At 68.9% G+C, this 25,420-nt stretch carries 26 protein-coding genes and 2 pseudogenes; 11 read left to right on the forward strand and 17 right to left on the reverse strand.

Features of this window, described 5'->3' with window-relative positions; translation table 11 throughout:
- Positions 1-2: 2 nt before the first annotated feature.
- Positions 3-980, forward strand: coding sequence for a zinc-binding dehydrogenase (locus tag QP089_RS07755; protein ID WP_285910918.1), 978 nt, complete (start codon positions 3-5; stop codon positions 978-980).
- Between the two features lie 417 nt (positions 981-1,397).
- Here QP089_RS07755 and QP089_RS07760 read toward each other — a convergent pair.
- Together QP089_RS07760 and QP089_RS07765 are read right to left on the reverse strand one after the other, a co-directional pair.
- Positions 1,398-1,544 (reverse strand): annotated as a pseudogene (locus QP089_RS07760) (transposase family protein); the annotation flags it as partial.
- A 69-nt stretch (positions 1,545-1,613) separates the two neighbouring features.
- Entirely contained in the window at positions 1,614-2,063 is a 450-nt protein-coding gene (locus QP089_RS07765) for a hypothetical protein (RefSeq protein WP_285910673.1), read from the reverse strand.
- 551 nt (positions 2,064-2,614) lie between these two features.
- Between QP089_RS07765 and QP089_RS07770 the strand changes: the two are divergent.
- Positions 2,615-2,985 (forward strand): annotated as a pseudogene (locus tag QP089_RS07770) (response regulator transcription factor); the annotation flags it as partial.
- A 500-nt stretch (positions 2,986-3,485) separates the two neighbouring features.
- Positions 3,486-4,313 (forward strand): hypothetical protein, encoded by an 828-nt coding sequence (locus QP089_RS07775; RefSeq protein WP_285910674.1) that lies wholly within the window; start codon positions 3,486-3,488, stop codon positions 4,311-4,313.
- Between the two features lie 404 nt (positions 4,314-4,717).
- On the opposite strand, the gene QP089_RS07780 is transcribed toward QP089_RS07775, so the two are convergent.
- The gene (locus QP089_RS07780; RefSeq protein ID WP_285910675.1) at positions 4,718-5,338 is read right to left on the reverse strand and encodes a dihydrofolate reductase family protein; all 621 of its coding nucleotides are present in this window, start codon (positions 5,336-5,338) and stop codon (positions 4,718-4,720) included.
- 679 nt (positions 5,339-6,017) lie between these two features.
- Positions 6,018-7,058 carry a hypothetical protein gene (locus QP089_RS07785; RefSeq protein ID WP_285910676.1) on the reverse strand — a complete coding sequence of 347 codons (1,041 nt, stop codon included), beginning with the start codon at positions 7,056-7,058 and terminating at the stop codon, positions 6,018-6,020.
- A gap of 723 nt (positions 7,059-7,781) precedes the next feature.
- Between QP089_RS07785 and QP089_RS07790 the strand changes: the two genes are divergently transcribed.
- A complete protein-coding gene (locus QP089_RS07790; protein WP_285910677.1) occupies positions 7,782-8,315 on the forward strand; it encodes a hypothetical protein in 534 nt (177 codons plus the stop codon).
- A 141-nt stretch (positions 8,316-8,456) separates the two neighbouring features.
- Here the strand turns inward: QP089_RS07790 and QP089_RS07795 are convergent, their stop codons facing one another.
- The 5 genes from QP089_RS07795 to QP089_RS07815 form a co-directional block, all read right to left on the reverse strand.
- A complete protein-coding gene (locus tag QP089_RS07795) occupies positions 8,457-9,071 on the reverse strand; it encodes a dihydrofolate reductase family protein (RefSeq protein WP_285910679.1) in 615 nt (204 codons plus the stop codon).
- Between the two features lie 66 nt (positions 9,072-9,137).
- Positions 9,138-9,632, reverse strand: coding sequence for an SRPBCC family protein (locus QP089_RS07800; protein ID WP_285910680.1), 495 nt, complete (start codon positions 9,630-9,632; stop codon positions 9,138-9,140).
- A gap of 13 nt (positions 9,633-9,645) precedes the next feature.
- Positions 9,646-9,978: an ArsR/SmtB family transcription factor gene (locus QP089_RS07805; protein ID WP_285910681.1), complete on the reverse strand. Its 333-nt coding sequence runs from the start codon at positions 9,976-9,978 to the stop codon at positions 9,646-9,648.
- A 267-nt stretch (positions 9,979-10,245) separates the two neighbouring features.
- Positions 10,246-11,136 (reverse strand): MBL fold metallo-hydrolase, encoded by an 891-nt coding sequence (locus QP089_RS07810; protein WP_285910682.1) that lies wholly within the window; start codon positions 11,134-11,136, stop codon positions 10,246-10,248.
- Between the two features lie 19 nt (positions 11,137-11,155).
- Positions 11,156-12,412, reverse strand: coding sequence for an MFS transporter (locus tag QP089_RS07815; protein ID WP_285910683.1), 1,257 nt, complete (start codon positions 12,410-12,412; stop codon positions 11,156-11,158).
- 132 nt (positions 12,413-12,544) lie between these two features.
- Here QP089_RS07815 and QP089_RS07820 point away from each other — a divergent pair, with 132 nt between their 5' ends.
- The 3 genes from QP089_RS07820 to QP089_RS07830 all read left to right on the forward strand — a co-directional run bounded on the left by QP089_RS07820 (position 12,545) and on the right by QP089_RS07830 (position 14,809).
- Positions 12,545-12,754, forward strand: coding sequence for a hypothetical protein (locus QP089_RS07820; protein WP_285910684.1), 210 nt, complete (start codon positions 12,545-12,547; stop codon positions 12,752-12,754).
- Entirely contained in the window at positions 12,741-14,129 is a 1,389-nt protein-coding gene (locus tag QP089_RS07825) for an amidase (protein ID WP_285910685.1), read from the forward strand. Before QP089_RS07820 ends, QP089_RS07825 begins: the two co-directional genes overlap by 14 nt.
- Before the next feature lie 86 nt (positions 14,130-14,215).
- Positions 14,216-14,809 carry a TetR/AcrR family transcriptional regulator gene (locus QP089_RS07830; RefSeq protein WP_285910686.1) on the forward strand — a complete coding sequence of 198 codons (594 nt, stop codon included), beginning with the start codon at positions 14,216-14,218 and terminating at the stop codon, positions 14,807-14,809.
- 77 nt (positions 14,810-14,886) lie between these two features.
- On the opposite strand, the gene QP089_RS07835 is transcribed toward QP089_RS07830, so the two are convergent.
- Positions 14,887-16,380 carry a CYTH and CHAD domain-containing protein gene (locus QP089_RS07835; protein ID WP_285910687.1) on the reverse strand — a complete coding sequence of 498 codons (1,494 nt, stop codon included), beginning with the start codon at positions 16,378-16,380 and terminating at the stop codon, positions 14,887-14,889.
- Positions 16,381-16,474: 94 nt separating this feature from the next.
- Between QP089_RS07835 and QP089_RS07840 the strand changes: the two genes are divergently transcribed.
- Genes QP089_RS07840 through QP089_RS07850 form a run of 3 tightly spaced genes read left to right on the forward strand, consistent with a single transcriptional unit; the run spans position 16,475 to position 17,366 of the window.
- On the forward strand, positions 16,475-16,699 hold the full coding sequence (locus QP089_RS07840; protein ID WP_285910688.1) for a sigma factor: 225 nt from the start codon (positions 16,475-16,477) through the stop codon (positions 16,697-16,699).
- An 11-nt stretch (positions 16,700-16,710) separates the two neighbouring features.
- Positions 16,711-17,016, forward strand: a complete 306-nt coding sequence (locus tag QP089_RS07845; RefSeq protein WP_285910689.1) for an RNA polymerase sigma factor — start codon at positions 16,711-16,713, stop codon at positions 17,014-17,016.
- The gene (locus tag QP089_RS07850; protein WP_285910690.1) at positions 17,013-17,366 is read left to right on the forward strand and encodes a hypothetical protein; all 354 of its coding nucleotides are present in this window, start codon (positions 17,013-17,015) and stop codon (positions 17,364-17,366) included. Before QP089_RS07845 ends, QP089_RS07850 begins: the two co-directional genes overlap by 4 nt.
- A gap of 197 nt (positions 17,367-17,563) precedes the next feature.
- On the opposite strand, the gene QP089_RS07855 is transcribed toward QP089_RS07850, so the two are convergent.
- The 5 genes from QP089_RS07855 to QP089_RS07875 form a co-directional block, all read right to left on the reverse strand.
- Positions 17,564-18,601 carry a cobalamin-independent methionine synthase II family protein gene (locus QP089_RS07855; protein WP_285910691.1) on the reverse strand — a complete coding sequence of 346 codons (1,038 nt, stop codon included), beginning with the start codon at positions 18,599-18,601 and terminating at the stop codon, positions 17,564-17,566.
- 487 nt (positions 18,602-19,088) lie between these two features.
- Positions 19,089-19,454, reverse strand: a complete 366-nt coding sequence (locus tag QP089_RS07860) for an SCO4402 family protein (RefSeq protein ID WP_285910692.1) — start codon at positions 19,452-19,454, stop codon at positions 19,089-19,091.
- A gap of 240 nt (positions 19,455-19,694) precedes the next feature.
- Entirely contained in the window at positions 19,695-20,204 is a 510-nt protein-coding gene (locus tag QP089_RS07865) for a hypothetical protein (protein WP_285910693.1), read from the reverse strand.
- Between the two features lie 21 nt (positions 20,205-20,225).
- Positions 20,226-20,852, reverse strand: coding sequence for a hypothetical protein (locus tag QP089_RS07870; RefSeq protein WP_285910694.1), 627 nt, complete (start codon positions 20,850-20,852; stop codon positions 20,226-20,228).
- The gene (locus QP089_RS07875) at positions 20,849-21,142 is read right to left on the reverse strand and encodes a WXG100 family type VII secretion target (RefSeq protein WP_285910696.1); all 294 of its coding nucleotides are present in this window, start codon (positions 21,140-21,142) and stop codon (positions 20,849-20,851) included. Before QP089_RS07875 ends, QP089_RS07870 begins: the two co-directional genes overlap by 4 nt.
- 793 nt (positions 21,143-21,935) lie before the next feature.
- Between QP089_RS07875 and QP089_RS07880 the strand changes: the two genes are divergently transcribed.
- Complete coding sequence (locus QP089_RS07880; RefSeq protein ID WP_285910698.1) at positions 21,936-22,424, forward strand: hypothetical protein; 489 nt, start codon at positions 21,936-21,938, stop codon at positions 22,422-22,424.
- Between the two features lie 411 nt (positions 22,425-22,835).
- Here the strand turns inward: QP089_RS07880 and QP089_RS07885 are convergent, their stop codons facing one another.
- Together QP089_RS07885 and QP089_RS07890 are read right to left on the reverse strand one after the other, a co-directional pair.
- Positions 22,836-23,477 (reverse strand): TIGR03085 family metal-binding protein, encoded by a 642-nt coding sequence (locus QP089_RS07885; protein WP_285910699.1) that lies wholly within the window; start codon positions 23,475-23,477, stop codon positions 22,836-22,838.
- Positions 23,478-23,538: 61 nt separating this feature from the next.
- Complete coding sequence (locus tag QP089_RS07890) at positions 23,539-24,636, reverse strand: serine hydrolase domain-containing protein (RefSeq protein ID WP_285910700.1); 1,098 nt, start codon at positions 24,634-24,636, stop codon at positions 23,539-23,541.
- Positions 24,637-25,420 lie beyond the last annotated feature (784 nt).

Here is a 25,420-nt window from a genome sequence, read left to right on the forward strand (position 1 = left end):
TGATGGAACGGCAGGGAAAGCGCTTCTGGATCAACCGATGTTCCCAGGATCCAATGGACCGCATGAAAGCAGTCGTCACCACCGCCTCCGGCCCGGTCATCGACACGGTCCCGGACCCGGCGCCCCTGCCGGATCAGACGCTGATCGGCGTCAGCGCGTTCTCCCTCAATCGCGGCGAACTGAGCCTGCTGAAATCCCGCCCCACCGGCTGGCGGCCGGGACAGGACGTCGCCGGAGTGGTTCTCGCACAGGCCGCCGATGGCTCGGGCCCGCCCGCCGGAACCCGTGTCGCGGCCCTTGTGGAACAGGCGGGCTGGGCCGAGCAGGTCGCCGTGTCCCCCGACAGGCTCGTGCGGTTGCCGGACACCGTCTCCTACGAGCAGGCCGCGGCGCTCCCGCTGGCCGGGTTGACCGCACTGCGCGTCCTGCGGCTGGACGGCTCGCTGCTCGGCCGCCGCGTCCTGCTGACCGGCGCCAACGGGGGCGTCGGCCGCCTGCAGGTCGAACTGGCGGCCGCCGCGGGCGCGATCGTCACCGCCGTGGCCGCCCCGGAACACGCCGAGAGCCTCCTGGCGCTGGGCGCAGCCGAGGTCGTCGCCGATCCGGACGCCGCATCCGGCCTCTTCACGTTCGTCTCCGAGTCAGTGGGCGGTACGTCACTGAAGTCCACGCTCGACAAGACCGCTCCCGGCGCCACCATTGCCCTGATCGGTGCCAGCGGTGGAGAGAAGACACCGATCGACATCTACGACTTCATCGGGCACGAAAACGTGCGGGTGGTCAGCTACTTCTCCTACGCCCACCCCGAGCCGCCCGCAGCGGATCTGGAAACGCTCGTCGAACTCGTCGCCGGCGACCGCCTCCACCCCGAACTCGGCCTGGTGGACGACTGGACGCACCTGGACGCCGCGCTCGCCGCCCTCGCCGAACGCCGGCTCAGTGGCAAGGCCGTACTGACGCTCGGGAGTTCGGCCGCGTGAATCGTCCCCATGCACCCGAAGAAGGAGCCCACGACCGCGTCCCGTGAGCCTGCACGTCCGGTTCGCGCCAACGGTCAAGGATGCGTTCACCTCGCCCGCGATCAACTCCCATGCAAATTTAAGGCGTCTACCTACCGCGCTCTCGCGGCATTGAGTGCTTCTTACTCATAAAATCGAGCCAAGCGCTGTAATGGTGGAGGGATACCGCCGGACGCGCTGCCGCTGACCCCGCCGACCCGGACCGGATCAGCCAGTCATCGCAAGGTTGCGCATGAGGACGACGCTGCCGGCGCGGAGCCGCCAGGAGGTCGTGATGACCTGCCGGTTCCCTTGGTAGCCGCTGTTGGCCATCACGGGCGCTCCCCCGGCATGCCCCGTCCGCACCCCGAATCGCGGTAGGCCGTGCAGTCGTTTGGCGTCCACAATCAATACCGTCTCCGAACTATGCCGGCGGATGACCGGGGCCAACGCCAGCAGCGGCGCCAGGTGATCGAGGACACGATGCGCGGCAAACTTGGACACCCCGAACAGCAGCGCGATCCGCCGCAGCGTCAGGTTGGTGCGGTCAGTTCATGCCCGTGGATCCCTCCTCGCCCACACCGGGAGACCCACGGGACACGACCGGATCGGCTGTCAGGCGACGAAATTCTTCGAGTTGCAGTAGGGCTCGATCAAGCCGTTGCGGTCGCTCAGGCAGACCGTGAGCCGCACCGGACTGCCGTCCTTGACGCTGACGACCTTGTACTGGATGTTGCGGCTCTTACCGCTCTTGTTCTCCATGGTTGCGAGGACCAGGTCGGGACCCTTGCGAATCAGGTCGAGTTCCACGTACACCCACTTGTGGTCGCCGCCCTGATTGTCACGGGCGGCGATGACGGATTTGTTCTTCGGCTGCGCGCCGTTGCCGTCATACCAGAAGAGGCCCGTGCCGCCCTTCGGCCCCGAGTCTCTGGTGTTGACGGACCCGCTCGTTCCGTGCGCCATCGCGCTGACCTGACCCGCATGGGCAGCCTGGGCGGACAGCGCCGGTAAGCCCAACGCCATCGGGACGATCATCGCCGACAGAGCCAGCCGCTTCTTCATGGTGGCCTTCCTTCTACGCGTCGAACTCGTACAAGGGTTAAGACAGTTCAGCCACTCGAAATGTGACGCCTACAATACGAATGTGATGTAGATCATGTTCAACAGGGCGGCACCCATTGGGACCATCTGCCGATCCGCCGCGGACTCGCCTTCCGCGACGAGATCGACCATCTGCATGGCACCGCGGGCCCCTACGCGCTCCAGCCCGCGATGACCGCCTGCCATGCCCACGCCGACCGGGCCGCTGGCACCGACTTGCCACGCATCGCAGCCCTCTACGACAGACTCACGCAAATCACCCGGTCACCCGTCGTCGAACTCAACTAGCGATCGGCACGCTTACCACTGCACCGTACGCTCACCGCGCACCTGAGCTTCCATGCGGTTCTATCCCCATCGGTTCGCGCCGGCTGAGTCCTCAACGAGCGCAGCGCTGTCCAGGCCGCCCATGCACGGCGCTGCCCACGCCGCCCGGGCACCGGCTTTCGCACGGCCGGCCTGCCGCTGCCGGCCAGCGCTCCTCGCGACTACGAACGCGCGTGCAGAGAACTGGCCGCCGGGTCGGCTACGTGCTCAAGGACCGGGTGGTGGTCAACGTCGCCGACTTCGTCGCCGCGCTGCGCCACGTACTGGACGGCGGCACGGTGGTGGACCCGCAGGTCATCCGCCAGCTCATCCACCGCCGCCGGGACCCCTCGTCGCGCTGTCCCCGCGCGAGCACGAGGTGCTCGCGCTCATCGCCGAAGGGCACTCCAACGCCACCATCGCCCGGCGCTTGGTCGTCACCGACGCGGCCGTTTCCAAGCACGTCCGCAGCATCCTGGCCAAGCTCGACCGGCCCCAGACCGAGGACACCCACCGCAGGGTCCTCGCCGTCCTGGCCTACCTCCGTGGCCGCCCCGCCGACCCGGGCCCGGTTTGATCCTGCCGACCTGCGGCCACCCGGGCGCCGGAGGATGGCGACTCCCCAGGACCGACACGGAAATTGGAGCACCCGGCCACATCCGTAACCGAGACGCGACGTCAGCGCCTTCCCGCCTACTCACGAAGAAGTACAGATGATCTTGCTTGTGACGCGGAATTCCAGGCTGGGTAGTCCCTATTCCCCGCTGGTCAGCGAGCTTCGTCGGTAGCCCGGAGCTAGCAAGCTCATTACCCGGGCCTCGTCAGGGCGCAGTGGTTACACGTGCGGCAAGTCTGGCCTGCCGCTGCCGATGGCGGCCAGACCACGGGGGGCGCCACCGCGGTCGCCTCGACGAGCACGAGCCAGAAACCGATTTGCTATTTGGTCTAAGCGGACGCGACGCAGCCATGGGTTCCATGTGTTCTGTTACCTGTTGAGCGTCGCGCAACCATGCGAAATGGCCATGACGGCAACCGGAAAGTGAGATCATCGGGGGTCTCCTAGAAGAAGAGTTCGCGATGATTCATGTAACGCTCAAAGCATCGGTGACGGTGCTGGCAGTGGTGTCGGTGGCGGGATGCGGTACGGAGCATGCCGGAAGCCGCCCGCCGAAGGCCGCCGCGAGCAGCCCGCGCATAGAGGCCACCATCATGAGCCCGCAGGACGAGGCCGCGATCCCCAATCCCGGCACCGGTACCGCCGACCCGAGACTGACCGCCGCGTTGCTGACCCGCTTCGAAGGGGCAGTTGAGAGCCCGTATCAGCGAGGCGCAGCAATCCGATTACCGCTCCGCAACACCAAGTCGATGTTCATCGCGATGCGTCAGGTCAGTAGCTACTATCGCGCCCAAGCTCCGGAGTGCGAAAAGTGGACGGGCGGATTGTGGTACACGTTGATCCGCGACTTCAGCCATGCGCCGGGAGCCCAACTCGCGGTGACCCGGCTGGATCCGCCGATGCGCACCCGTCCCGACCAGAAGCCGCCTTCGGTTCTGGTCTTCAGTGAGTCGATAATCACCGCGCCTGCGCCGGTGCTGAACCGGCTCGCCGACGGCCGCGTCCCTGCTGCGTGTGGACGGTTGACCGCCCCGGCCAGCTCCCCGGGCGACAGCACCGCGGTGATCAAGCCGATCGAGGTGGCGCCGCTGGCAGGCGCGTCAAGGGGATTCGTCATCGCGGACGGCCAAGGCGTGGTGTCGCACTGGGTGGAGATCGTCCAGTTCGGTAGCTATCTGCTGGAGGTCAGGATCCCCAACCAGTCATCCCCGCCGCGCGGCGACCGTGTCGCGGCACTGCAGCGGATCGCGCGGGCCGCCTACGACCGGGCGGCCGCGTCACTGCGTTGACCAAGGCCCGTTCGCCCCAACTCCGATGATGTCCGTCCATGGCGTCCACTCCGACTCCGGAGGGCCCAGCACGCCCTCGTGGACTACCAGGACACACGCTCGGCCTGGGCAGACCTGCCCGGCCCCCGGTCATCTCCGGAACGGCGATCCGGCTCCAGGTGGGCAGACGCCCTCCGGCGGCGCGCCCAAGCCGATCTGGTTGTGGTGGTCGGGGACCGGCGCCACCAAGCACGAGGTCGATCGGATCGGGAGCGCCTCCCTGCGCCACTTCGACCTGGAGCACACCTTCCGCCTGCTCAAGCAGACGCTGGACCAGCCCACGGCAGCGCTCCTCGGCGGCCGCCGACCGCTGGACTTGGCCTGGCCGGCTCGGCCGGGCCGGTCTCTCGGGGGCCCCGGTCTGCCTACATTGGCCGCGCCGGGTGGAACTCCGGTTGTCCGGCCGGCCGGTACACGTGCACGCCGACGCCCCTTGCGTCGGTGTGGGAGCTGATGACCTCGAGCGCGGCGGCGGGCCCATCGTCTGGGAACAGCCGCATGCCCTGTCCGAGGAGCACGGGAACGACCAGCAGCGTCAGTTCATCGACGAGGCCGGCGGCGAGCAGCGAGCGGATCAGGGTCGCGCTCCCGTGCACCTGGATCTCGCCCGATGACGATTCCTTCAGTTCCCTGATCGCCGCGGTCGCATCCCCGGACAGCAGCGTGACGGGTCCCCACGACGGTTGCTCGAGACTGTTGGATGCGACGTATTTCTGCGCCCCGTTGAGCGCGACCCCGATGGGGTGCGCCTGCATCTCCGGCCGGGTGCCCCAGGTCTCGGCGAACATCTCGTACGTGCGCCGCCCGAACAGGAACGCGTCCGCCCGCTGATAGGTCCCGGTGATCATCTCGCCGGTGTCGTCGGCGAATGCCCCGAGCGCCCAGCCGTCCCGCGTGAACCCGCTCGCCAACTCCTCGGGAGTCGCGTGACCATTGCCCTGCATTACACCGTCCACGGTGACCTGTGTCATCGTCGTCAGCCTCATGTGGCCATCGTGTGCGCACCGGGCGTCCCGTGGCAATCATGCGTGCCGAAACAGCAACAGCGCGGCCGCAGCCGACCGGCCTTCTCTGGATGGCTCGGAAGGGATTGATCCTGTCCGTCCGGAAGACCGTGCTCTTCTAGCAACGTCGTAAGACGAATGAGCAAGAGGTCGAGCATGGCGCCCCCAGCTTGGGCTGCTGATGCCGCTGGCGAGACTCTTCCGGCTGCCGCTCGACGACCTCGTCGGCGCACCTGCCCTCGGAGCCCCCGGGTCCACCCGCGTCCGCGAGTCCGGGACGGCGTCGTCACGATGCCGCTGTCCAGCGGTTCGGGAGCGTTGGAGGCGTTCAAGCAGGTGCATCCGCCGGCGACGCCGTCGAGTTCGACACGCGAGTACCGCACGGCTGCGGCAACCCGGGCCCGAGGTCCTCGAAGTGCTGTGCCTGTTCAACTCTGACGGAGCGAAGTTGCACAGCCGGGCAGTCGAGATGGGAGAGGCACCGGACGATGCCGACTGAACGTCCGGCCATGCAGGTCGGGCGGCCTCAGAAGTGCCGCGCCGAGCCCATGCGGCGGCCGTGCCTGCGACCCGGCTGGACGACCGCCCGCAGCGGCAGGACCGGAATCCGAGGACGGCCCGCCGGCCGTGTTCGCCGGTCGACCGGATGCCATGCCGGGCTTTAGTGTTCGGGCTGGGGTTCCTCTGACCGCTGCGTTCTCTGCCGGATGGGGCAACAAGCGAGGATCGTCAGCGCAAGGAGTTGGCACCCGATCGCTCCGGCACGGAAGCCATGCAGGACCGGCTCGCGCCAATGCGGTAGATACGAGAGCAGAGGGCTTGCATCCTCGGTGTCCATGGTAAGCAGCGAAACAAACATCCACATCGTCGCCGCATAGAAGGGGCTGAGGGCGCCGACCACCACCATGGTGGCGAGTGAAGCGCCGTACCTCAACAGGACCACGCCGCACACGGTGAGAGGAACCGCCCAAATGGCGAACAGCACGCTTAAATGCAGGTTTTCCATATGGACGGACCAGGAGCCATTGATGTAACCCAGTTCCCGGGGACCCGGACGTTTCTTGGCCTCCGGTGCCGCGGACATGGCCACTTCGATGGCGATGGCGGTAACGATGACATACGCCGCCGCGAAGCCGAGCGTGCACACCAGCAGCCCACCCGCGCACCGGGCGCGCAAATCCGCCCTGGTATCGCAGAGCGCGGCCGGCCCGCACACCCAGCCGGCGGTTTCCTTCCCGCTCAGCACCGCCACCGCGGCGATCTGCGCGATCAGGGAAAGGACCAGTAGCACGGTCAGGGTCGGCTGATACCAGGCCGGATTTGCCTCATCGGTGACGTAAGCCTCAAAAGTTATACGCGTGTTCGGCCTGTCGGTGAAGCCGCTCACCGGGCCGACCTCGTACACGATAAAGCAGGCGAAGACCTGCATTGCGACGAGGACACCGGCTGGCACCGCGATCGCCCCGGGCCGACGCAATCGGCCTCTCCACACCGCCCACCCCAGGACGGACCACACCAGTCCCGCCGCCACGAGCACGGCCGCGATCTCAAGCGTGCGCTGCACACCGAACGCGGAGTACCGCGCAACGGCGTCACCGATCGGATGATCGATCGTCTCTGGCGATGTCGTCGACAGACGGTGACGAACCTGAAACACAGCGAGCCCATTGACCGCCGAGATGAGCAAGGCGAACAGGAGCACACTGCACATCAAAACGGCGCCTGTACGAACCTCACCAGGCCGAGCCCTCACGCCCCGGAGGGTAGCCGACACGACGCTTCCCGATCCAGAGCCATCCCGCGCAGCCATCTCTGCTTTCCGGTTCAGCCAACTGGCGACTCACGCTCACCGCGCGGTCATCGACCACATTCGTCCCGACGTTCGCACATCGTCGTGGCGGCGAACGGCAGCGGTTCACGGAGTCATCAGGACGGCATCGACCCACTCTCGGAGATGCAGCAATGCGTCCTCGTCACCACTCCAGGGGACTCAACAGTCGTCCTGGAAAAGGGACATCTGAGTGATCCTCGAGGCTTGCTCCTCAACCTCCCGTGGCTCCTGGAAACCCTCAAGTGGGGCGTGCGGTGCTGTTTCGATGGATGGCCTGGAGCATCGCGACCGCAATCTTTGTGAAAGGGGACACAAATTCCTCTGCTTGGTCCGACTTCCTCGGCATGACCGCCTTCCAACAACCTGCGGAGTGTCTCAGCGGCTATCCCACAGTCTCGGCTGGCGCCTCGCCTTTGGTGATGTCCAGGCTGCCCTGCCCGGAAGGCCTCGGAAGCAGAGTGCCGGGAACTGCCGATGGCAATGTCCGGGGAACTACGGAACTTGGCGCGGGGTGCTATCCAGTCGGATGATCGCCTGGCTAGGGTGAGGGCTCGCGTTTGGACACCTGCCCCTGCTCCCGATGAGGGAAGCTCGATGCCGACGCTTCTGCGTATCACCGCCAGTGCGCTCACCGTCGTCGCGGCCTTGTCCGGCTGCTCGTCCGGCGACCACCACGCCTCCCCGCACCGCTCGACGGCGGGGCGTAAGGCTCCGCCGGCCGCCTCCGCCCGCGCGACGCCCGGTTGTTCACCGCAGCCGTGCGCGCGCACCGAGGACTACCCGTCGGTGACGGTCTACCTCAGCGACTTCCACACCGAGAAGCATCCGGAGGTCAACGTTCTCGGCGCACCGGACGGCAAGGTCGCCCAGAAGATCACCTTCACCTGGCGGTACGAGAACCGCAGCAGCGACGACCTGGACATCGACCCCGACTCCTTCGAGTTCTACGACGCGCACAACGCGAAGATCGACACCCTGATGTTCGACCAGAGGCTCTGCCCTTCTAGCCAGTACAAGACCATTCAGGTACCGCGGGCAGGCCAGGGATCAGGAAAGGCGTGCGCCGCGCTGCTGGAAGTGCCGGCGCGGGTCGACATGCCGTACGGTCCCACCCTGCCCGTGCGCTGATCACTTCACGAAGCCGTGTGTGCCGATAACGTCCTCGTTACTGGTCCGCTGCGCCAGGGCACCCCTACCTGCGCCGCCCAGCAGCCCTGGCCTGAGGAACGACCGGGCTGCTGCGCAGCGCAGCGGCAGCGGGCCCGAGGGTCAGCTCTTGCGGCGATAGCGGATGTGGGTGGTCAGCGGAGAGTGGAGCACCTCGGCGGGCTCGAAGTCGAAGTCGACCCCCTCGAAGATCCGCTCGCCCGAACCGAGCAGAACGGGCGCGATGTCGAGGGTGAGTTCGTCGATCACCCCGGCTGCCAGTGCCTGCCGGACGCTCGAGGCACCGCCGGCGATGTCCACGCCCTTGTCGCCTGCGGCCTGGCACGCCGCGGAGTATGCCGCGTCGAAGCCGTCGGTGACAAAGTAGAACGTCGTCCCCCCGTCCATCGGGATCGGGTCATGGGGGTGGTGGGTCAGGACGAACACCGGCGCGTGATAGGGCGGTTCGGGGCCCCACCAGCCCGACCAGTCCTCATCCCAGTCCCCGCGGATCGGGCCGAACATGTTGCGGCCCATGACGTAGGCGCCCCTCGGTCGCATCAGCCACTCGTTCGCGATCTTGTCCGCCTCGTTGGCCCGCGGGTCGCCGATGTGCCAGCCGTGCAATTCCCGCCCCCGCTTTCCCAAGGGGGCCTCACGGCTCTGGTCGGGTCCGGCGACGAAGCCGTCCAGTGAGATCGACATATGGCAGGTGGTATTCGACACCATGAACTCCATCTAGTGGTTGCGCCTGGGAAACCGGGCGTGCGGACGCTGGTCAGATGCGATCGCCGGTTCGCCAGGTCATCTCCGATCGATCTCGGTGACGTAGGAAGCCAGATTGCTCAGGGTCTGCCCGCCAGCCTCGATCGCGTGGTACTTCTCGACCGCCTCGTCGCGCAATTCTTTGGTGGGGAACACCGTGCGCATCTCGATCCGAGTCGCCTCGCCGTCCGGCGCGAACGTCAGGACCGACTCGAAGGCGTTCGGGTCGCCGCGGGACTCACCGTGCAGCAGCACGATCCGCTCCGGCGGGGCGATTTCCCGCCATGTGATCCACTCCTGGTAATCCGTCCCGTCCGGTCCGTGCATCACGAAGTCCCACTCCCCGCCGACGCGGAACTCGAACGCCCGCGTGGTGGTCGTGAACCCCTCCGGTCCCCACCACCGCGACAGGTGCCGGACTTCGGTGAACGCCTCGAACACCAGCTCTCGTGGGGCGTCGATGACCCGGGAGATCACGACTTCGCGGTCTGCCGTCGCGGACTGCGCGGGCGCGCCTCGTCCCCTCTCGCTCATCAGCTACTCCCCCCTACCTTGCTTGCTTCAGGTCCTGCACGTACGCGTCCAGCCGGTCGAAGCTCTCGTTCCAGAACCGCTCGAACCCGCCGGTCCATTCGTGGACCGGTCGTAGCCCTCGGGCGTCGAGGGCATACAAGCGCTGCTTGCCTGCCTTGCGGTCCCGCACCAGCCCCACCTCCCGGAGCACCCGCAGATGCTTGGACGCCCCCGGCTGGGTCATTCCCAACTCCTGGGCCACCTCGGTCACCGGTCGCTCACCCGCCCGCAGCAGCGCCAGGATCTCCCGGCGCTGCGGCTCGGCGATCGCGTTGAAGACGTCCGACGTCGTCGCCGCTCGTGCCATGGTCACCATCATATGCCCATATCGGCATGTGTCAATGAATCCCCTTAGCCGGTCGCCCGTTAGACCCACCACGCAGCGCGGTGACGACCTCACCCCAGGCGGCCCACGTGGGGTCCGGTATCCGTCTTGCAGGACGCGCGGTACCGGGCACGTTCGGAGCCACGACGGCTGACGCGGCATCGGTGATCGGCTGGCCTCGCCGGTGACGGCCTCAGTTGAGTGCAACTCGTTCTGAGTGCACGCGGGTCGTCCGGGCGGCGGTGGTTGTCAGGCCGCGGGGACGGGTGAGAGCCGGTAGGTGTCACCGTGGGTGATCACGTGGCCGGCGGTGGGCGGGGGGAAGTGGGTGCCCAGCACGAGGGCGCCGGTGCCAGCGAGCGAGGCGAGGAGCTTGCGGCGTGTGGCCTCGGACTGTTCGGGGTCGATGTCGACGCACGAGCCGATCGCGGGGTGGGCGAACTGGACCGGGTGGTGGACGCAGTCGCCGGTGATCAGCGCCGTAGCGCCCTGGCTGGTCAGCCGGACGGCGATGTGCCCAGGGGTGTGCCCGGGAGTGGGGATCAGGCGCAGACCAGGGGCGATCTCGGCGCCCCCGGCGGGGACGCCGATGGTGTCGAGCAGTCGCGCCTCCTCGATCGGGATCACGGAGTCGCGGAACATCTGCTTGCGCGGCTCGTCCATGTCGTAGCCGGACCAGAACTCCCGCTCGGCACGGGAGGTGACGTAGCGGGCGTTGGGGAAGGTCGGGACCCACTCGCCGTCCACCTCCCGCGTGTTCCAGCCGACGTGGTCGGTGTGCAGGTGCGTGAGGATCACCAGGTCCACTGTTTCGGGGGCGAAGCCGGCGGCCGTGAGGCGTTCGAGGTAGTCGGTCCGCAGGTCGTGCCAGGCGGGGTTGGCCCGTGTCTTGCCGTTGCCGATGCCGGTGTCGACGAGGACGCGCAGTCCAGCGAGGGTGAAGGCGAAGCTGTGGCTGTCGATGTGCAGGATGCCGTCGGAGTCGGCGAAGTCGGGGCGCAGCCAGTCCTGTCGGGTGACGAGGTCCGGGGTGGCGTCGGGCAGCAGCCAGGGGCCGGTCGCGGGCGGCAGAAGAACCTCGTCGATGCGGTGGACGGTGACATCGCCCACGGTCCAGGAGCCGGCGGGTGAAGTGCTCATGATGGTCGTTCCCTTGGTCTTAGCGAAGGTGGTCTGCTGCGGTGGGGACTGCCCTGCGCCGAGACGCGCCGAGCGCCGCCACCGCCGCGGCGGCGAGGACGGCGGCTCCCGTGGCGTAGACGTGGGAGGCGGTCCGCAGTCCGAAGTGCTGGGTTGCGGCACCTGCGGCGATGGCGGGCAGGCTCATGGACAGGTAGCTGAGGACGTAGTAGGCGGCCAGGGTCGCGGCGCGGTCCCGTTGGCTGAGCGAGGCGAGCAGCATGCGCAGCGCGCCCTGGGAAACGGCCCCGAAGGCGACGCCGGCCAGGGCCGCGCCGCCGTAGACGGCGGGCAGGCCGGCGCCGTGCAGACCGAGCAGGCTCAGGGCCGCGGACGCGATGACGACCAGGCTTCCGCCGGTGGCGGCGGCGAACGGCGCCGTCCGCCGCAGCGTCCACACGGTGAGCGCGGCTGCGGCGCTGACGGTGAAGAAGACCATGCCGCCGACGGCGTGCGGGGCGTCGGGGGCCACGAGGCGTACGAGCGCCGGGCCGAGGGAGGAGTAGAAGCCGCCGAGTGCCCAGATGGCGACGACTCCGGTGCCGGCCGTCAGCAGTGCGCGGCGGGCCGATGGCGGCACGGCGAGCCGCGGGCGCAGGGATCGCAATGCTCCGGCGTGCGGCCGGGCCGTCTCCCGGGTGAATGTCGCCGCGATCGCCTGGGCGACGAAGAGCACCGCCAGCAGGACGTACACGGTGGCCGTGGGGGCGGGCGCGAAACGGACGAGAAGCGTGGCGACCAGTACGCCGGCGGCCATGCCGGCGACCGGGGCGATGCCGTTGGTCAGGGCGGACCGGCCCGGACGGCGGGGATCTTCCAGATCGAGGAGGGCGGCGCCCGCGGCGCTGGTGGCCGCGCCCGTGGCCGCTCCCTGCAGAACGCGGGCGGCGATCAGCTGGCCGGCGCCGTCCGCCGAGGCCAGGAGCAGCATGGAGGCTGCCTCCAGGAGCAGGGCGCCCATCAGGACGGGGCGCCGCCCCAGGTGGTCGGAGAGCGCTCCGGCGGTGAGCAGGGCCACCAACAGCGTCAGGGAGTAGACGCTGAAGACGACCGTGATGGTCAGCGCTGTCAGGCCCCACCGGTCCTGGTACAGGGGGTAGAGGGGCGTCGGCGCGCTGGACGCCGCCAGAAGGGCCGCCAGGATCGACGCGTCGAGGACGAAGGGCACCGTGCGGTCCGCCGTGCGGGGACGGGCGTGGGGGCAGGGTGCGGGTGCGCCGGATGTGACGCCGGGCATGGAACTCCTCTCCCGCTAAATGCAATGGGTTTGCTTTAAGCCACCGTAGGTCCTAGAGTCTCGTTAAAGCAAACCGTTAGCTTTTGGCGTGGGGCTGCCCCGTCGCCCCCGCCCGGTCAGGAGAGAACGCTCATGTCCGCCGATGAACTCACACCGCCGGAGGCGGCCCGCTGGGCCGGCCGCGCCGGCCTCCCGCTGCCGGCCGACCGCCACGCCCCGGTGGCCGCCACCGCCGACCACATCCACTCCGTCATCGCGGTCCTGCGGGAACTGGACTTCGGTGACACCCCGCCTGCCGCCGCCTATCGCGCGGGAGAGGACGAGCACGATGCAGCCGTATGAACTGTCCCTGACCGCAGCAGCCGACGCGATCCGCGCCCGGAAGCTCTCCCCCATCGAGCTTGTGGACTCCGTGCTCGACCGCATCGAGAAGGTGGAGCCGCACCTGGGGGCCTACGTCGCCATCACCGCGGAACGGGCTCGTGGGGCGGCGCGCGAGGCCGAGCAGGACGTCGCGGCCGGGCGGCTGCGCGGCCCGCTGCACGGCATCCCCATGGGTCTGAAGGACCTGATCGACGTCGCCGGCACGGCCACCACGGCCAGCTCCCGGGTCCGCGCCGGGCACCGCGCCGAGTCCGACAGCACGGTCGCCGCCCGCCTGACCGCGGCCGGAGCGATCCTGATCGGCAAGACCCACACCCACGAGTTCGCCTACGGCCTGACCACCCCGCAGACCGCCAACGCATGGGACCGGGACCGGGTCGCCGGCGGCTCCAGCGGCGGGTCCGCCGTCGCCGTCGCCGCGGGAGCCGCCACCTTCGCCCTGGGCACCGACACCGGCGGATCGATCCGGGTGCCCGCCGCGCTCAACGGCGTCGTCGGCCTCAAGCCGACGTACGGCCTCGTCCCCCGCCACGGCGTCACCTCGCTGTCATGGTCGCTGGACCATGTCGGACCGATCACCCGCACCGTCGAGGACGCCGCGCTGGTCCTGGACGTCCTGGCCGTCCACGACCCCCGCGACCCCGCATCCCTCGCCGCGCCCGCCGCGGACCGCCGGCCGGGCGCGGGCACGGACCTGGCCGGGCTGCGCGTCGGAGTTCCGCGCAACTACTACTTCGACCACGTCGCCCCGGAGGTCGAGACCGCCGTCCGGCGCGCCATCGACCATTTCGAAAGCCTCGGCGCCCGCCTTGTCGAGGTCGAGATCCCCATGACCCGCTACATCCAGGCCACCCAGTGGGGCCTGATGGTCCCGGAGGCCACCGCCTACCACGAGCGCACCCTGCGTGCGGTCCCCGAGCTGTACCAGGCGGACGTCCGCATCCTGCTGGAAGCCGGCGAGCTGATGCCCGCCGGCGATTACCTGCGCGCCCAGCGCTCCCGCACCCTCATGCGGCAGGCTTGGGCCCGCGTACTGGAGGACGTCGACGTGATCGCCGCCCCGACCGTCCCGGCGACCGCGGCGAAGGCCGACCAGCCCACGCTCACCTGGTCCGACGGCACCGTCGAGGGCGTCTCCGACGCCTACGTACGCCTCTCGGCCCCGGCCAACGTCACCGGGGTGCCCTCGCTCTCGGTACCGGTCGGCCACGACACCGCGGGCCTGCCGATCGGCATGCAACTGCTCGGCCGCCCCCTCGGAGAAGCCGTCCTGCTGCGGGTGGGCCACGCCTACGAGCAGACCCAGCCCGCGCGCGAGCTCGCGACGACGTGACGATCGGCGAGCACGGCCCCGGCCGGCCGCCCGGGATGGCCGGGGCCCGGGCCCTTGAAGCAATAGATTTGCTTTAAGCTGGTTCCATGGGTCGAAAACCACTGGTGCGCCCCGGTGGGCGCAGCGCCAGGGTGCAGGCGTCGGTGCACGCCGCCGTACGCGAACTCGAGTCGGAGCTGGGCCGGGAAGCGCTGACCGTCCCCCTGGTGGCCGCCCGGGCCGGCGTCACCCCGTCCACCATCTACCGCCGCTGGGGCGACCTGCAGGAGCTGCTGTCGGACGTGGCGGTCGAGCGTCTGCGGCCCGAGACGGCACCGGATGACAAGGGGGATCTGCGGTCCGACCTGGAGGCCTGGGCCGAGCAGTTCCTCGAGGAGATGGCCTCCCCCACCGGCCGCGCCTACATCCGAGACGCCCTGCTCGGCGACCCGGACGGCAGCAACGCCGGCCAGTGCTCGGACTACGCGGCCGAGCAGATCGACGTCGTCCTCGCCCGCGCCGCCGACCGAGGGGAGAGCGCGCCCGCGGTCGAGACGGTCCTCGACCGCATCGTCGCCCCGGTGATGTACCGCATCCTCTTCCGCCCGGACGGGCTCGACGCCGCCTACGCGCGCCAGCTCGTGACCGGCCTCCTCGACTCGACATCCGGGAAGGTCACGCCACACGCTCGTACTCCTTGAGGACTCCGCCGAGGCGTGGCCCTACCAGGGGCGGGAGGTGGCGCGCGGTGTTCGGCGCCACCTCCCGGGAGTTGCGGCTACAGGTGCTTGACCAGTTTGGGGGCAGCCGCCTTCCGCCAGGTCCGGGGTAGGTCGGTCAGGGGGTCGTCGTACCGCTGGAGCGTGGTCAGCGCCCCCAGCGTGTAGGCGTCGGACGTGCCGCCCGGCTCGGGGGCCATCTGTTCCAGCCGCCTGGCGGCGACGATCCTGTCCTGGTTGTCGCCGAGGACGTCCTGCAGCTTCTCGGCGCGCCGGGCGATCTCGGCGGCCGGCTTGCCGAGGACGGGCTCGGCCGCCTCGGCGGTGTGGCGGAGCCGCTTGGCGGCCTTGCGGGTCTTGTGCAGGGCGGCGTTCCGGTCACCGCCCTGCGGCGCCTTCTGCGCCTCCTGGTAGGCGTCGGTCATCTTGCGCCAGGCCTTGGCCACGATCTTCCGCTCCCGCTTGCGCGCCGCCTTGTGCGCCTTGCGGTGGACGGGCGGGTCGGTGACCATCGCGTCGATGCGATCCAGCAGGGCCAGATAGCGCTGGCTGCGCAGGAGGCCGCGCAACCGCTCTCGGGCCTGGAGTTCCTGATGCTCCATCTCGAGCAGCCAGCCCGGTTCGCCGGGACGTCCCGGCAGGCCGGCGAGCTGAGCGCGGAACCGGGCCCGGAGCACCTCCAGGTCGCGGACTTCGCCGAGCGCGTCGGACAACCACTTGAGTTCGGCGTCCAGAGGCTTGACGCTTGACCGGTCCAGGACCTTGCGGTGTGTGCGCAGGATGCTGCGGAACCGGCGGATCGAGGTGCGCATCTTGTGCACCGAGTCGTCGTCATGGTCGGCGAGCCGTACCCGGGGGTCATAGGACAGCATGCGCGTTGCCTGTGCGCTCAGATAGGCGGACATCACCTGGGCGGTGCTGCGCAGCTCGACAGGACGGCCGCCGGGTGCGGCGTCGCCGCCCAGCACGACCGACAGCTTGTTCGGCGCCTCGCTCGCCCGCGCGCCCGAGCCGGTGAGGTGGTCGCCGACGGCGTCGAGCACGTCCTGTCCCCCATCGACGAGCTCCACCTCCAGTTCGCGCCACGTGACCACGCCCCCGGCGCGCGGCTCCAACCGGATGCCGGTGACGTTGTCGTCGACGAGCTGGGCCAGCACCGTGCCGTTGCGGCCGAGCAGTGCGCGCTGGGTGCGGTCGGTGCGGATCTCAGCCACCGCCACCAGCGGGCGGCCGCGGGTGTGGGCGAGGAGCAGGTCGGCCAGTTCGGGGGGCGGCGGGCTTCCGGCCTCTCCGGCGGGCCGCTGGATCTCGTCCCGCCCGCCCTTGGCCCTGGGCAGTTTGAGGTGCCAACCGTCGTCGGTGCCGCCCGTGCGGCGCCGCAGGGTGATGCCGCGGCGCGCCAGGCGTAGATCGGCGGTGTCGTAATAGTGGGCGGTGAGGGTGAGGGTTCGGGGCTCGGCGGCGGCGCTCAGACCGGGCACCTCCCGCAGATCCGGAAGGCTGTAACCGCTGCCGGCCTCGTACTTGCGTTCGACCTCCACATGGGCCGCCACTTCATTCCTCCTTTACGAGAACTTGCCGTCTCCCCTACCCGTCCTCTTCGTTCTACGCGTCCTGGCCGGATCGGCCTTCGGGTGTCTCAGCTGCGTGATTCAGGACGACACGCAGGACATCGAGCCGATCGCCGCGCGGCCTCAGGCCGCCGAGTCCCCGCCGACGCCTGCCGAGCTCTTCACCGCCCATTACGGCGGCATGGTCCGGCTGGCCCGGCTTCTCGGCGCCGACGATCCGGAGGATCTGGCGCAGGAGGCGTTCGCACGGCTGTTCCGGCGCAGGAGGAACCTGCGCGACCCGGGCTCGGCGCTGGCCTAGTGCGGGCAACCGTGTGCAATCTCGCGAGGAACCGGTCGCGGCATCTGCGGATCGTCAGGCTCCGCGCCCCCGACCCTCCCGAACCACAGGCGGCGGCCGAACAGTTGGCGATCGTCCGGGAGGACCACAGGGGACTGCTCACGGCCCTCGCCGCACTGCCGCCCAAGCAGCGCGAGGCGCTGGTGCTGCGCTACTGGCTGGACCTGTCCACGCAGGAGATCGCCCAGACGATGAGCGTCTCCCCCGGGACGGACAAGACCCACATCAGCCGCGGGCTCGCCGCGCTCGGACGCAGACTGGAGCACGGCAGAGCATGAACAGGCTGGAAGAGGAACTCGCCGAGGCTCTGCGCGACCATGCCGAGCGGTTCACCCCCGGTCCCGACGGCTGGGCGCGCACGCAGGCGCGGCTGGAGCGGTACCGCCGTCGGCGGTGGGCCGTCACCGGGCTGGCCGCGGCCGCGACCACCGTGGTGATCATCGCGCTCCTCAGGCTGGCCCCACCGACGGCGCCGGACCGTTTCACCTGGTACTGGTTCGGCACTGGTGTGATCGACGGGTCCGGACGGCCCGGCTCCGCCACGCTGCTCTTCTCGGACGCGACCGGCCGTCAGCTCGTCTCCCGCCGAGTGACCGTCCTGCCCAGGCACGTCCCGATGCCCCGGTGACACGGCTTTGCCGCCGCGGGGGTGAGGCGCTCATCCCCGCGGCGGCGGTGGCGGAACCGGGGACGTCCGGCGTCCGCTAACACCCGACCGCCAGAACGACCTCGCCGAACCAAGTCATCTCCGGAAGGTGCCGGCCCGGCGCGGTCTCATGGGCGGGCGTCAGGGCGGGTCGACACGCCCTTGTTCGGACGGTGCGGCTACAGGCCCAGTTCCTGTGCGGCCAGTGCGGTGCCTTGGAGGCGAGCGGCGATCTTGGCGAACGCGGTGTCCCGCGATGTGGAGGTGTCGTCGGCGAAGGGGGCGAAGCCGCAGTCGTCGCAGGTGCCCAGACGATCCGCGGGAAGGTGCCGCGCCGCGGCCAAGACCCGGTCGCGGACTTGCTCGGGTGTCTCGACGGCGGGGTCGATCGGGTCGATGACGCCGATGAAGGCACGGGCGTTGGCGGGCAGATGCTCGGCGGCGACGCTCAGAGCGCGCTCGGGATCGGTCTCACCGGCCATCTGGAGGTAGAAGGCGCCGGCGTTGAGCTGGAACAGCCGGGGCAGCAGCGCGGCGTAGTCGACGTCGAGGCTGTGCGTGGAGTCCAGGTCCGCGCCCGGGCAGGTGTGCACGCCGATCCGGGTGCGCTCGTCACTGGAGAAGCGGTCCAGCACCCGGTTGTTGAGCGCGATGAGATTCTCCAGCAGACCGCCGGAAGGGTCCAGCTTGAGCGCCAGCCGCGCTTCGGTGAAGTCGAGTTGCACCACGTGCGCGCCGGCGTCCAGGCAAGAGCGGATGTCGGCTTCGGCCTCGTTGGCTAGGTCGTCGAGGAACGCCTGTTGCGGGTATCCGGCGATGCCGTCGGACGGATACAGCAGGCTCAGCATCGACGGGGCGATCACCGCCTGCTTGACGGGCACGCTCGCGTGGCGCTGCGCCGCCCGCAGGTACTGCGCGGCGCGGTTGGTGTAGCGGAACGGCCCTTCGGTCAGCCGCGGCAACTGCCGCTGGTGCCCGTCGGCGAACGGGACCACCACGCCGTCGGCCGCAAGGCCCGGCAGTCCCGCGATCGGGTAGGTGGCGAAGCTCGGCTTGGACTGCTCGCCGTCCGACACCACCGGCGAGCCCAGTTCCTCCAGGCGTTTGACGGTATCGCGGACGGCGCGGTCGGTGGCGGCCGACGCCTCCGACGCAGGGCCGGCCGACAACTCGGCCGGGCGGGGGATGCTACCGATGGGTTCGGTGGGGATGGGCATGCGGTGAGCCTAAGTGAACCCACAGTACGTGATAATTACTTCCAGTCATCAAATCTGTGGCCGCCGCGTTGCCTCACTGCATCCTGCGGCCTCCTGAACGCCACCAGCAACACACTGCTAACACCGCACCACCGCGACGCCCGACACGCACAAAAACGCGCACGCCTTCCGACTGACACCCTTCAGCTCAGCCGATACACCGTCTCCGGCCTAGCCCCGATGCTCGACGTTCCGCTCCGCGATGAGCACTTCGATCACGCGCCGGGCCATCCCGGGGTCGACCCGGCGGAGGTGAGTCCGCCGGCGCGGTAGCTGGTGTGCTCGATCGTCGTGGGGAACTCGACCATCAAGTCGTATTCGGGCACCTGTTCGATCGAAAATGGAGCCACTCCCCGACTTGAATCCACCGCAGCCCATTTTGTTACGGCAATCGCGAGCAGGCTCACTCAACGCCAGAAGACGAGCTGCACTAGTCGAGACGATCGGTTTAACGAATAATAGTGGCCGCCTGCTGAGCCGCCTTCACAACGGCGCCCCAGTCAGGACGGGAGATCACCTGAGCATCTTCGAGTCTGGTGGGCAAGGAGTCCAGGAGCGGGTCCAGGACAGCGGCCAGACGTTCGATCGCTTCCGCCTCTGCCTCGTTTTCCAGCGTCAGACCGATCTGAGCTCGAGGGTCCTCCGCGACCGAGGTGTCGTCGTACAGGACGTTGACGTTGTGCGTCAGGTCATCGTAGAACCCTGGCCGTGGATAGGCATGCTCCACCCAAACGCGGCGCTGATACTCCGGATCAGAAAGCGCCTGCAGGGCTTCGATGACATCACGGCGCATGTCAGGGAACTGTACGGCCACGAAATCAAACCTTAGCATCCGTCAGGGGGAGCTCCAACTACCCCATGTCAGCCACTCCGACAGGGGAATGTGAGCCTGTTCCCAGTTCTCTTTGATCGATCCTTCCAGCGGCTGACCGTTTCGCCCGATCACTTTACCGTTGACGCGGACGACGACATGGTCGACACGTTGAGCGGGCTGGGGATTGTTCGGGTTCCCCTCGTCTATCCTGATCCCATTACCCCGGTTCTTGGGATCCGTTCAGCGGTGGCCAACACCCTTCTTGTTCGGATTGCCGTCTCCCCACTCATCCGGCACCTTCTCTTGTGCCTCTGAGGGAGGCTTGCCGTCGACCCATCCACCCTCCTCTCCTGCATTTCCAGCTCCGACCTCCTTCTCGAGAGCACCCTGCAGCGATTGGGTCTCAGCGTCGGTGGGCTGGACTTTGGGGGCGTTGGTCGCGCTGTCTTCGGTGGCTTGGATGATGTGTTCTGCCAGGGCTCCGAGGCTCAGGCCGCTGACGATCGCCAGGAGTGTGCCGGCGATGGGGACCAGGATGCCGCGGGCGATGGCGGCGTCGACGGCGATGGCGCCGGTATCGGAGGCGCCGCCGGGGGTGAAGAAGCCTCCGACGCCCAGGATGATCGAACCGAGCACGCCGGCGGCGCCTAGTTCCCATTCGGCTTTGGTGTGCGCGTGGTCGACGGCGTCGGCGTACTTGTCGCAGGCGTCCGCCACGTTGTGGCCCAGCCGGGGCAGTGTGTACAGCACGGCCCGCTCGCTGCACGGACCCTAGAGTCGGGACCAGGCGGAGTCGATGACCTTGGCGTCGCCGGTGGTGTTGCCGCCGGTGACCGAGTGAATCGCGGTTCCGAGCCTTCCGGTGGCGGTGGCCACGCGGTCGCCCGCCTCCCGCCACGCCCGCGCGGCGGTGCGTAACTTGCCCGGGTCGCCCGTCGGCCACAGGTCGGCGAGTTGTGCCGGCATCCAGGACGATGCCCCGCCCAGGGCCGGTGGGGGCATCGCCATCGTCTTGTCGGTGACGACCTGGCGGCCGACCTGCCAGAACGGCACCGACTGCTGCGCCGGAGTTCGGACGACACCCGTGCCGGTCGGGGTGGTGATGGTGGAGTGGCGGTCGGCGTTGAGGTAGTTCCCCGCCGTCGTGCCCAGGCACAGCGAGAAGCCGCCGACGCTTTTGACCGCGGCCTGGAAACCGTGCCAGGTGGCGTTCACGGCCTGGTTGTAGTGCGGGGCGAACGCCAGCGCCGCCTTGTCGGGTGCGTGACCGGCCATCCCGTCGCAGCCGGCCAGGGCCGAGGCCAGCACGTCACAGGCGCTACTGATCGTCCATTGGCCGGTGGCGAACGTCGAGGCGGCCTCCTGCACCACCGACGGGTCGATCCGCACGTCGGTCACAGCGGCGTCCACATCCGCTGGTTCGCTGCGTGCGCGGCCCGGAAGTTGCGGTGAGCGACCTGGATGCGACGGTGCAGGTCATCGATCTTGCGGGCGATTTCGCGGGCGGCGCGGTGCCAGGAATCGGCCGCGGCCTGATAGGCGCGGCGGTCATCGCCGTCCCATTCGTCCAGATGGACGTTCAACTGGTGTTCGAGCCTGGTGAGGATCTCCTCCATCGAGTGCAGGGCCTGCCGGAAGCAGCGCTCACTCTCCTCGAACTTCCAAAAATCGGCCTCGATCAGTCCCATCCCACCCCCATGTTTACGAGGCGTGACAAACATGGAAAAACTAGAGCAGCCTCGGTCGCCGAAGCAACCGTTCACCACGGCCCTGTCGGGTTCGCTCGTCACTCAGAGCGAGCCTTGCCTACTTAGACGCCTTTCCCAACGCGGTCCGGCAAGGTGGGGTGCGAGCGACCAGCGGAAGGCATGCAGCAGCTAAGAATTCTCGTATGCGGTGCCGTATACCGTGCCTGCGCGGGAACCTTGACGGGCACTCAGGTCTGATCGGATAGGCGAGGCCGATGAGCTTGGCTCATGGATGCCTACGAGCAGGGGAACAGGCAGATTAGGAGGACCCGGTGCAGGTCCGGTCGGGCTGGTGGGTGTTTGCGGGGCCCAAGAGCTCGGGAAGCCGACCATGGCCAATGGAGCCGGTGAGTGCTAGAAACCTGGCTGCAGTACGCAAGGCGTCGCCAGCACGGGTAGGCCCGGGGGTGTGACGGTAGGGTGCTCGGGCTGCTCGGTCGTAGGTGTCGGCGGCGCCGGTGTAGGTGACCATTGCCGGTCACTGCGGTGGCGAACCGGAGCGCGTCTGAAGCTGCCCAGCAGGCGCCCTGTGCTGCGTACGGATTGGTGGCCAGGCGCCTGGTCGCCAGCCGCGGCATCGGCTACGCCGAATGGCTGCTGCGTCTGCGCGTGCTGCCGTCCGGCGCCGTCGCCTTGGTCCGGGCGCTGGCACGTCGTCCCGACACCGCCTGGGTGACCGTGCTTTCGAGCGGCTTGTCGGAGCGTCTGCCCGGGCAGCGGGTGGCGGGGTTCAATGGCGACCATGATGCGTACAGGAACGCCATCCACCGCCGTCGTCGCCGTCGTTGCCGCTTGCGTGTTCGCCGCTCTCACGTCGTGTTCCTCGGATTCTTCGGACGAGTCCTCCGCCAAGGGCCCGGCGCCCAGCGGGTCCGGCTCCGGGTCACCGTCGCCCTCGCCGACCGGGCAGTGCGCCGACGGGACGTGCGAGATCAAGGTCGCCGTGGGCGACGTGGTGACAGTGCCGGAAAAGTACGGCCTGGGGCCGATCAAGGTAACGGCGATCACCGACGACAGGGTCGAGATGGCCGCGCCGCTGACGGGTTCGGGCTACAGCGTTTCGGGCTGTTCCGGTGGCGGCAGCGTGTCGTCGGAGAACGGTGGCGGCGTCGGGCTCAGCTGCGGCGAGGGACCCGCAGCGACCATCAACCAAGCCATGAGCCTCAAGGTCGTAAAAATTCTCGACAAGTCCGCCGTCCTCCGTATCGAACCCGCGCGGTGACGCCGACGGCCGCCCAACGCTGGAGGGCTCGAGAAACAGTCATCTCTGCGAGGCGACTGCCCCCGGGTCATGCCCGATTCGTGGGGCCACGGCTTCGATCTGGAGGAGGGGCAAGGTCGGGTGCCGACTGCGGAACGGCAGGCCCGGATCGAGGCCGTCCTCGCGCAGATCGAGGATGACCAGCCGGGTGACCGAGCAGCGAGAAGACGGCCTTGGGGACGGCGGGCCGCGCCCATTTTCCGGGCCTGCCGTGCCCGAGACCGTCGTCGTGCCGTCATGTCCGGCTCGTCTCGCCACGGAAACTGCCATCCGTTCCGCTACAGACCGCCCGTCGGGAGATGGGACCGTGCCTGGTCAATACCGGTGCCGGTCGTAGGGACTGGCGCAACGAGTTGGCTGGGCCAGGGGCCGCTACATGCCCAACCGTGCGCGCTGCACGGACTGCACCGCGGCGGTGGGCCCGCTGACCTCGACGTGCGCGGCGTCTTTGCGGCCGAACATGTAGAGGAGAAGTTCGCCTGGAGGGCCTGTGACGTGGGCGCTAGGTTGGCCGCGTCGTGCTCGGACGGTGTTGGTGGTACCCGCCCATTGGAGTTCGAGGCCCGCGCCCCGCAGGCGCCGGGCCAGGAGCCAGGGCGCGCGGGTGAGGCCGTGCCACAGGGCCCGGTCCATGGCCGGTTCGGTGGACCGGGGCGCGCGGGCGTTGGCTCGGCGCACGTCCTCGTGGTGGACGAAGAACTCGAGCAGGTTGGGGACGCGGCGGACCCACCCGATCCGGAAGAAGCCCGGCGGCGGTCCCGACCGGATCGTCGCTACGAGCGCGGTGAAGTCGTTGGACGCGAGTGCTGCTTGTCGTCGTTCGGCGAAGCGGTTCCACGCGCCAGGCAGGACCAGGCCCGGCCCGGCGAGCGGATCGTTCTCGCGAAGGGCCAGGTGTGCGGCCAGATCACGGGTCGTCCACGGCGTGAGGAGGGTCGGTGCCTGAGGGCCGAGTTCGTCGAGCAGGTCGGCCAGTTGTGCCCGTTCGACGGCGTCCAAGAACAGACCGGCCATACCGGCGGAGTGTAATCAGACCGACGAGTTAGGAGCCTAGGCCTGGCCGCATGAGGCCTGCTTACTTCGGCGGGCAGAACACCGCCTTGACGGACTCCGACACGGCCCGCATCGCCGTCTCGCGCTCCTGGTCCCGGCCGGCCACGGTGGTGGAGACGGCGTACTGCAGGCGGCCGTCGGAGGAGGTGTAGGTGGTGGCGGTGAAGCCGGGGGCGGCTCCCACGTGTCCGGGGAGCAGTTCGGAGCTGCCCGCGCAGGGGCCGCCGGGCGGCAGCGGGGCCTGGCCGGCCGGCGGGTCGGTGATGACCTTCTGCAGGTCCGCGGGCAGGAGCCTGCCCTGCTGGAACGCCCGCTGGAACCGGCTGACGTCGCGCGCGGTGGAGATCACGCCCGCGGCGCCGAGGAAGGTGCTGGCGTTGAGCCGGTCGACATCGCGCAGCGTGCCGGTCTCGTCGGCCCAGTAGCCGTGCCCGTGCGGGCCCTTGATGCCCTGCGGCGGCCTGGTCGCCATATAGCTGTCGGTCATCTTCAGGGGATCGAACAGGCGCCGGTCGAACTCGGCGGCCAGGCCGCGGCCGGTCACCTTCTCGATGATCATGCCGAGCAGCAGGTAGTTGGTGTTGGAGTAGTTCCAGGTGCCGAGCTCCACCGGCCGCGGCTCGCCGCGAGAGATTTCCAGCAGCTCGGTCGGGGTGTAGCGGGTGGTGAAGTCGAAAGGGTCGACCGGGAGGTAGTCGGGGATGCCGCTGGTCAGGGCGATGAGGTGGCGCACGGTGATGTCGGACGCGCGCTCGACCAGGTCGTCCCCGGCTACCTGCGGCAGGACGTCGCTGAGCTTGTCGTCCAGGCGCAGCCTGCCCTCCCTGACCAGCTGCATCACGATGGTGGCGGTCATCTGCTTGGTCTGCGAGCCGATCCGGTAACGGGCGTCGGAGGGGATCCAGCCGCCCTTGTCTCCGAGCAGGCGCGAACCGGCCGAGCCTTCGCTAATGCGCTTGCCGTCGTAGTACACCTCGCCGATGACGCCCACGACGCCCGGTGTCGCGGCCACCTTCTCCAGCGCCTGCTGCACGCCGGCGAGCTTCGGCCGGTCGGCGCTCCGGGTCGCGGCGCCTGCGGCCGTCGTGGCGCCGGGCAGCGCGGCGGTCAGGGCCAGCACGACGCATCCCCAACCGGCCATCTTTCGAGCAGTCACCCGCATCACCGGGTCTCCCTTCCTGCGGACGCGCCGGTAGCGCAAGGTGAGAGCCCTGTGAGGAACTTCCGGCGCCGCAACGGTCCAGGACCAGGTCTAGAGGACCCGCCGTTTCCTCGGTGTTTGCAACGTGAAGCCTCCGATCCTGCAGGCGACCCGGGCGGCTTCGGTGGTGCCGCCACCCGGGAGAGGAGCTGCAAGCACGCCGCTGGAGTGCCCGGCCGGGGGTGAGCAGTTCGCGGGCGCGGGTGGAGGGGACGAGGCCAAGGCGCGCCCCGTTCCGGAGGCGGCGCAGCGGATCCGTTTTTCTGGTGCGCTCCATCCTTCTTTTCGTAAGCCTGTGAAGGCCGGGAAAGGTGAACGGAGCGAGCGGAATGGGGAGGGGCCTGCGGCCCGCATCTCCGCAACTAAGCCGACAATCCGGATAAATTCGGACAACAGAATTGCATTCGGCCGCGCCGGAGACCGCGGACCGGCGGGAGATGATCGGATTTCCGGCGCCGCCGCGGTGCGCCAAAAGCCCATCGTGGTGCGCTAAAGAGCCCACCGAACTGCCCTTTTGCCGGCCGCGCGGCCGAATGCGGACAGCGGCTCGATTATGGCGAGATCAAAGTTATCGAACCCGTCCGGTCAACCCCCTGAAGCGGTCCTCTTACGGACAGTTGGCGCCTCCCCAGTCACACCAGTCACACGGGTCACGACAATGAATGCCGCCCGAGAATATTTCCTATCAACCTGATAGGTTTGA

It is taken from the genome of Actinomadura opuntiae (genome assembly GCF_030283205.1).
Lineage (GTDB): Bacteria > Actinomycetota > Actinomycetes > Streptosporangiales > Streptosporangiaceae > Spirillospora.

Bases quoted from the DNA above. Each gene is read 5' to 3' on its own strand.
- QP089_RS07775 (WP_285910674.1), top strand. From the start codon at position 3,486: ATGATTCATGTAACGCTCAAAGCATCGGTGACGGTGCTGGCAGTGGTG.
- QP089_RS07805 (WP_285910681.1), bottom strand. From the start codon at position 9,978: ATGGCACGAGCGGCGACGACGTCGGACGTCTTCAACGCGATCGCCGAG.
- QP089_RS07755 (WP_285910918.1), top strand. From the start codon at position 3: ATGGAACGGCAGGGAAAGCGCTTCTGGATCAACCGATGTTCCCAGGAT.
- QP089_RS07875 (WP_285910696.1), bottom strand. From the start codon at position 21,142: ATGGGACTGATCGAGGCCGATTTTTGGAAGTTCGAGGAGAGTGAGCGC.
- QP089_RS07815 (WP_285910683.1), bottom strand. From the start codon at position 12,412: ATGCCCGGCGTCACATCCGGCGCACCCGCACCCTGCCCCCACGCCCGT.
- QP089_RS07795 (WP_285910679.1), bottom strand. From the start codon at position 9,071: ATGGAGTTCATGGTGTCGAATACCACCTGCCATATGTCGATCTCACTG.
- QP089_RS07780 (WP_285910675.1), bottom strand. From the start codon at position 5,338: ATGAGGCTGACGACGATGACACAGGTCACCGTGGACGGTGTAATGCAG.
- QP089_RS07830 (WP_285910686.1), top strand. From the start codon at position 14,216: ATGGGTCGAAAACCACTGGTGCGCCCCGGTGGGCGCAGCGCCAGGGTG.
- QP089_RS07880 (WP_285910698.1), top strand. From the start codon at position 21,936: ATGGCGACCATGATGCGTACAGGAACGCCATCCACCGCCGTCGTCGCC.
- QP089_RS07825 (WP_285910685.1), top strand. From the start codon at position 12,741: ATGCAGCCGTATGAACTGTCCCTGACCGCAGCAGCCGACGCGATCCGC.
- QP089_RS07820 (WP_285910684.1), top strand. From the start codon at position 12,545: ATGTCCGCCGATGAACTCACACCGCCGGAGGCGGCCCGCTGGGCCGGC.
- QP089_RS07790 (WP_285910677.1), top strand. From the start codon at position 7,782: ATGCCGACGCTTCTGCGTATCACCGCCAGTGCGCTCACCGTCGTCGCG.
- QP089_RS07850 (WP_285910690.1), top strand. From the start codon at position 17,013: ATGAACAGGCTGGAAGAGGAACTCGCCGAGGCTCTGCGCGACCATGCC.
- QP089_RS07810 (WP_285910682.1), bottom strand. From the start codon at position 11,136: ATGAGCACTTCACCCGCCGGCTCCTGGACCGTGGGCGATGTCACCGTC.
- QP089_RS07855 (WP_285910691.1), bottom strand. From the start codon at position 18,601: ATGCCCATCCCCACCGAACCCATCGGTAGCATCCCCCGCCCGGCCGAG.
- QP089_RS07765 (WP_285910673.1), bottom strand. From the start codon at position 2,063: ATGAAGAAGCGGCTGGCTCTGTCGGCGATGATCGTCCCGATGGCGTTG.
- QP089_RS07885 (WP_285910699.1), bottom strand. From the start codon at position 23,477: ATGGCCGGTCTGTTCTTGGACGCCGTCGAACGGGCACAACTGGCCGAC.
- QP089_RS07800 (WP_285910680.1), bottom strand. From the start codon at position 9,632: ATGAGCGAGAGGGGACGAGGCGCGCCCGCGCAGTCCGCGACGGCAGAC.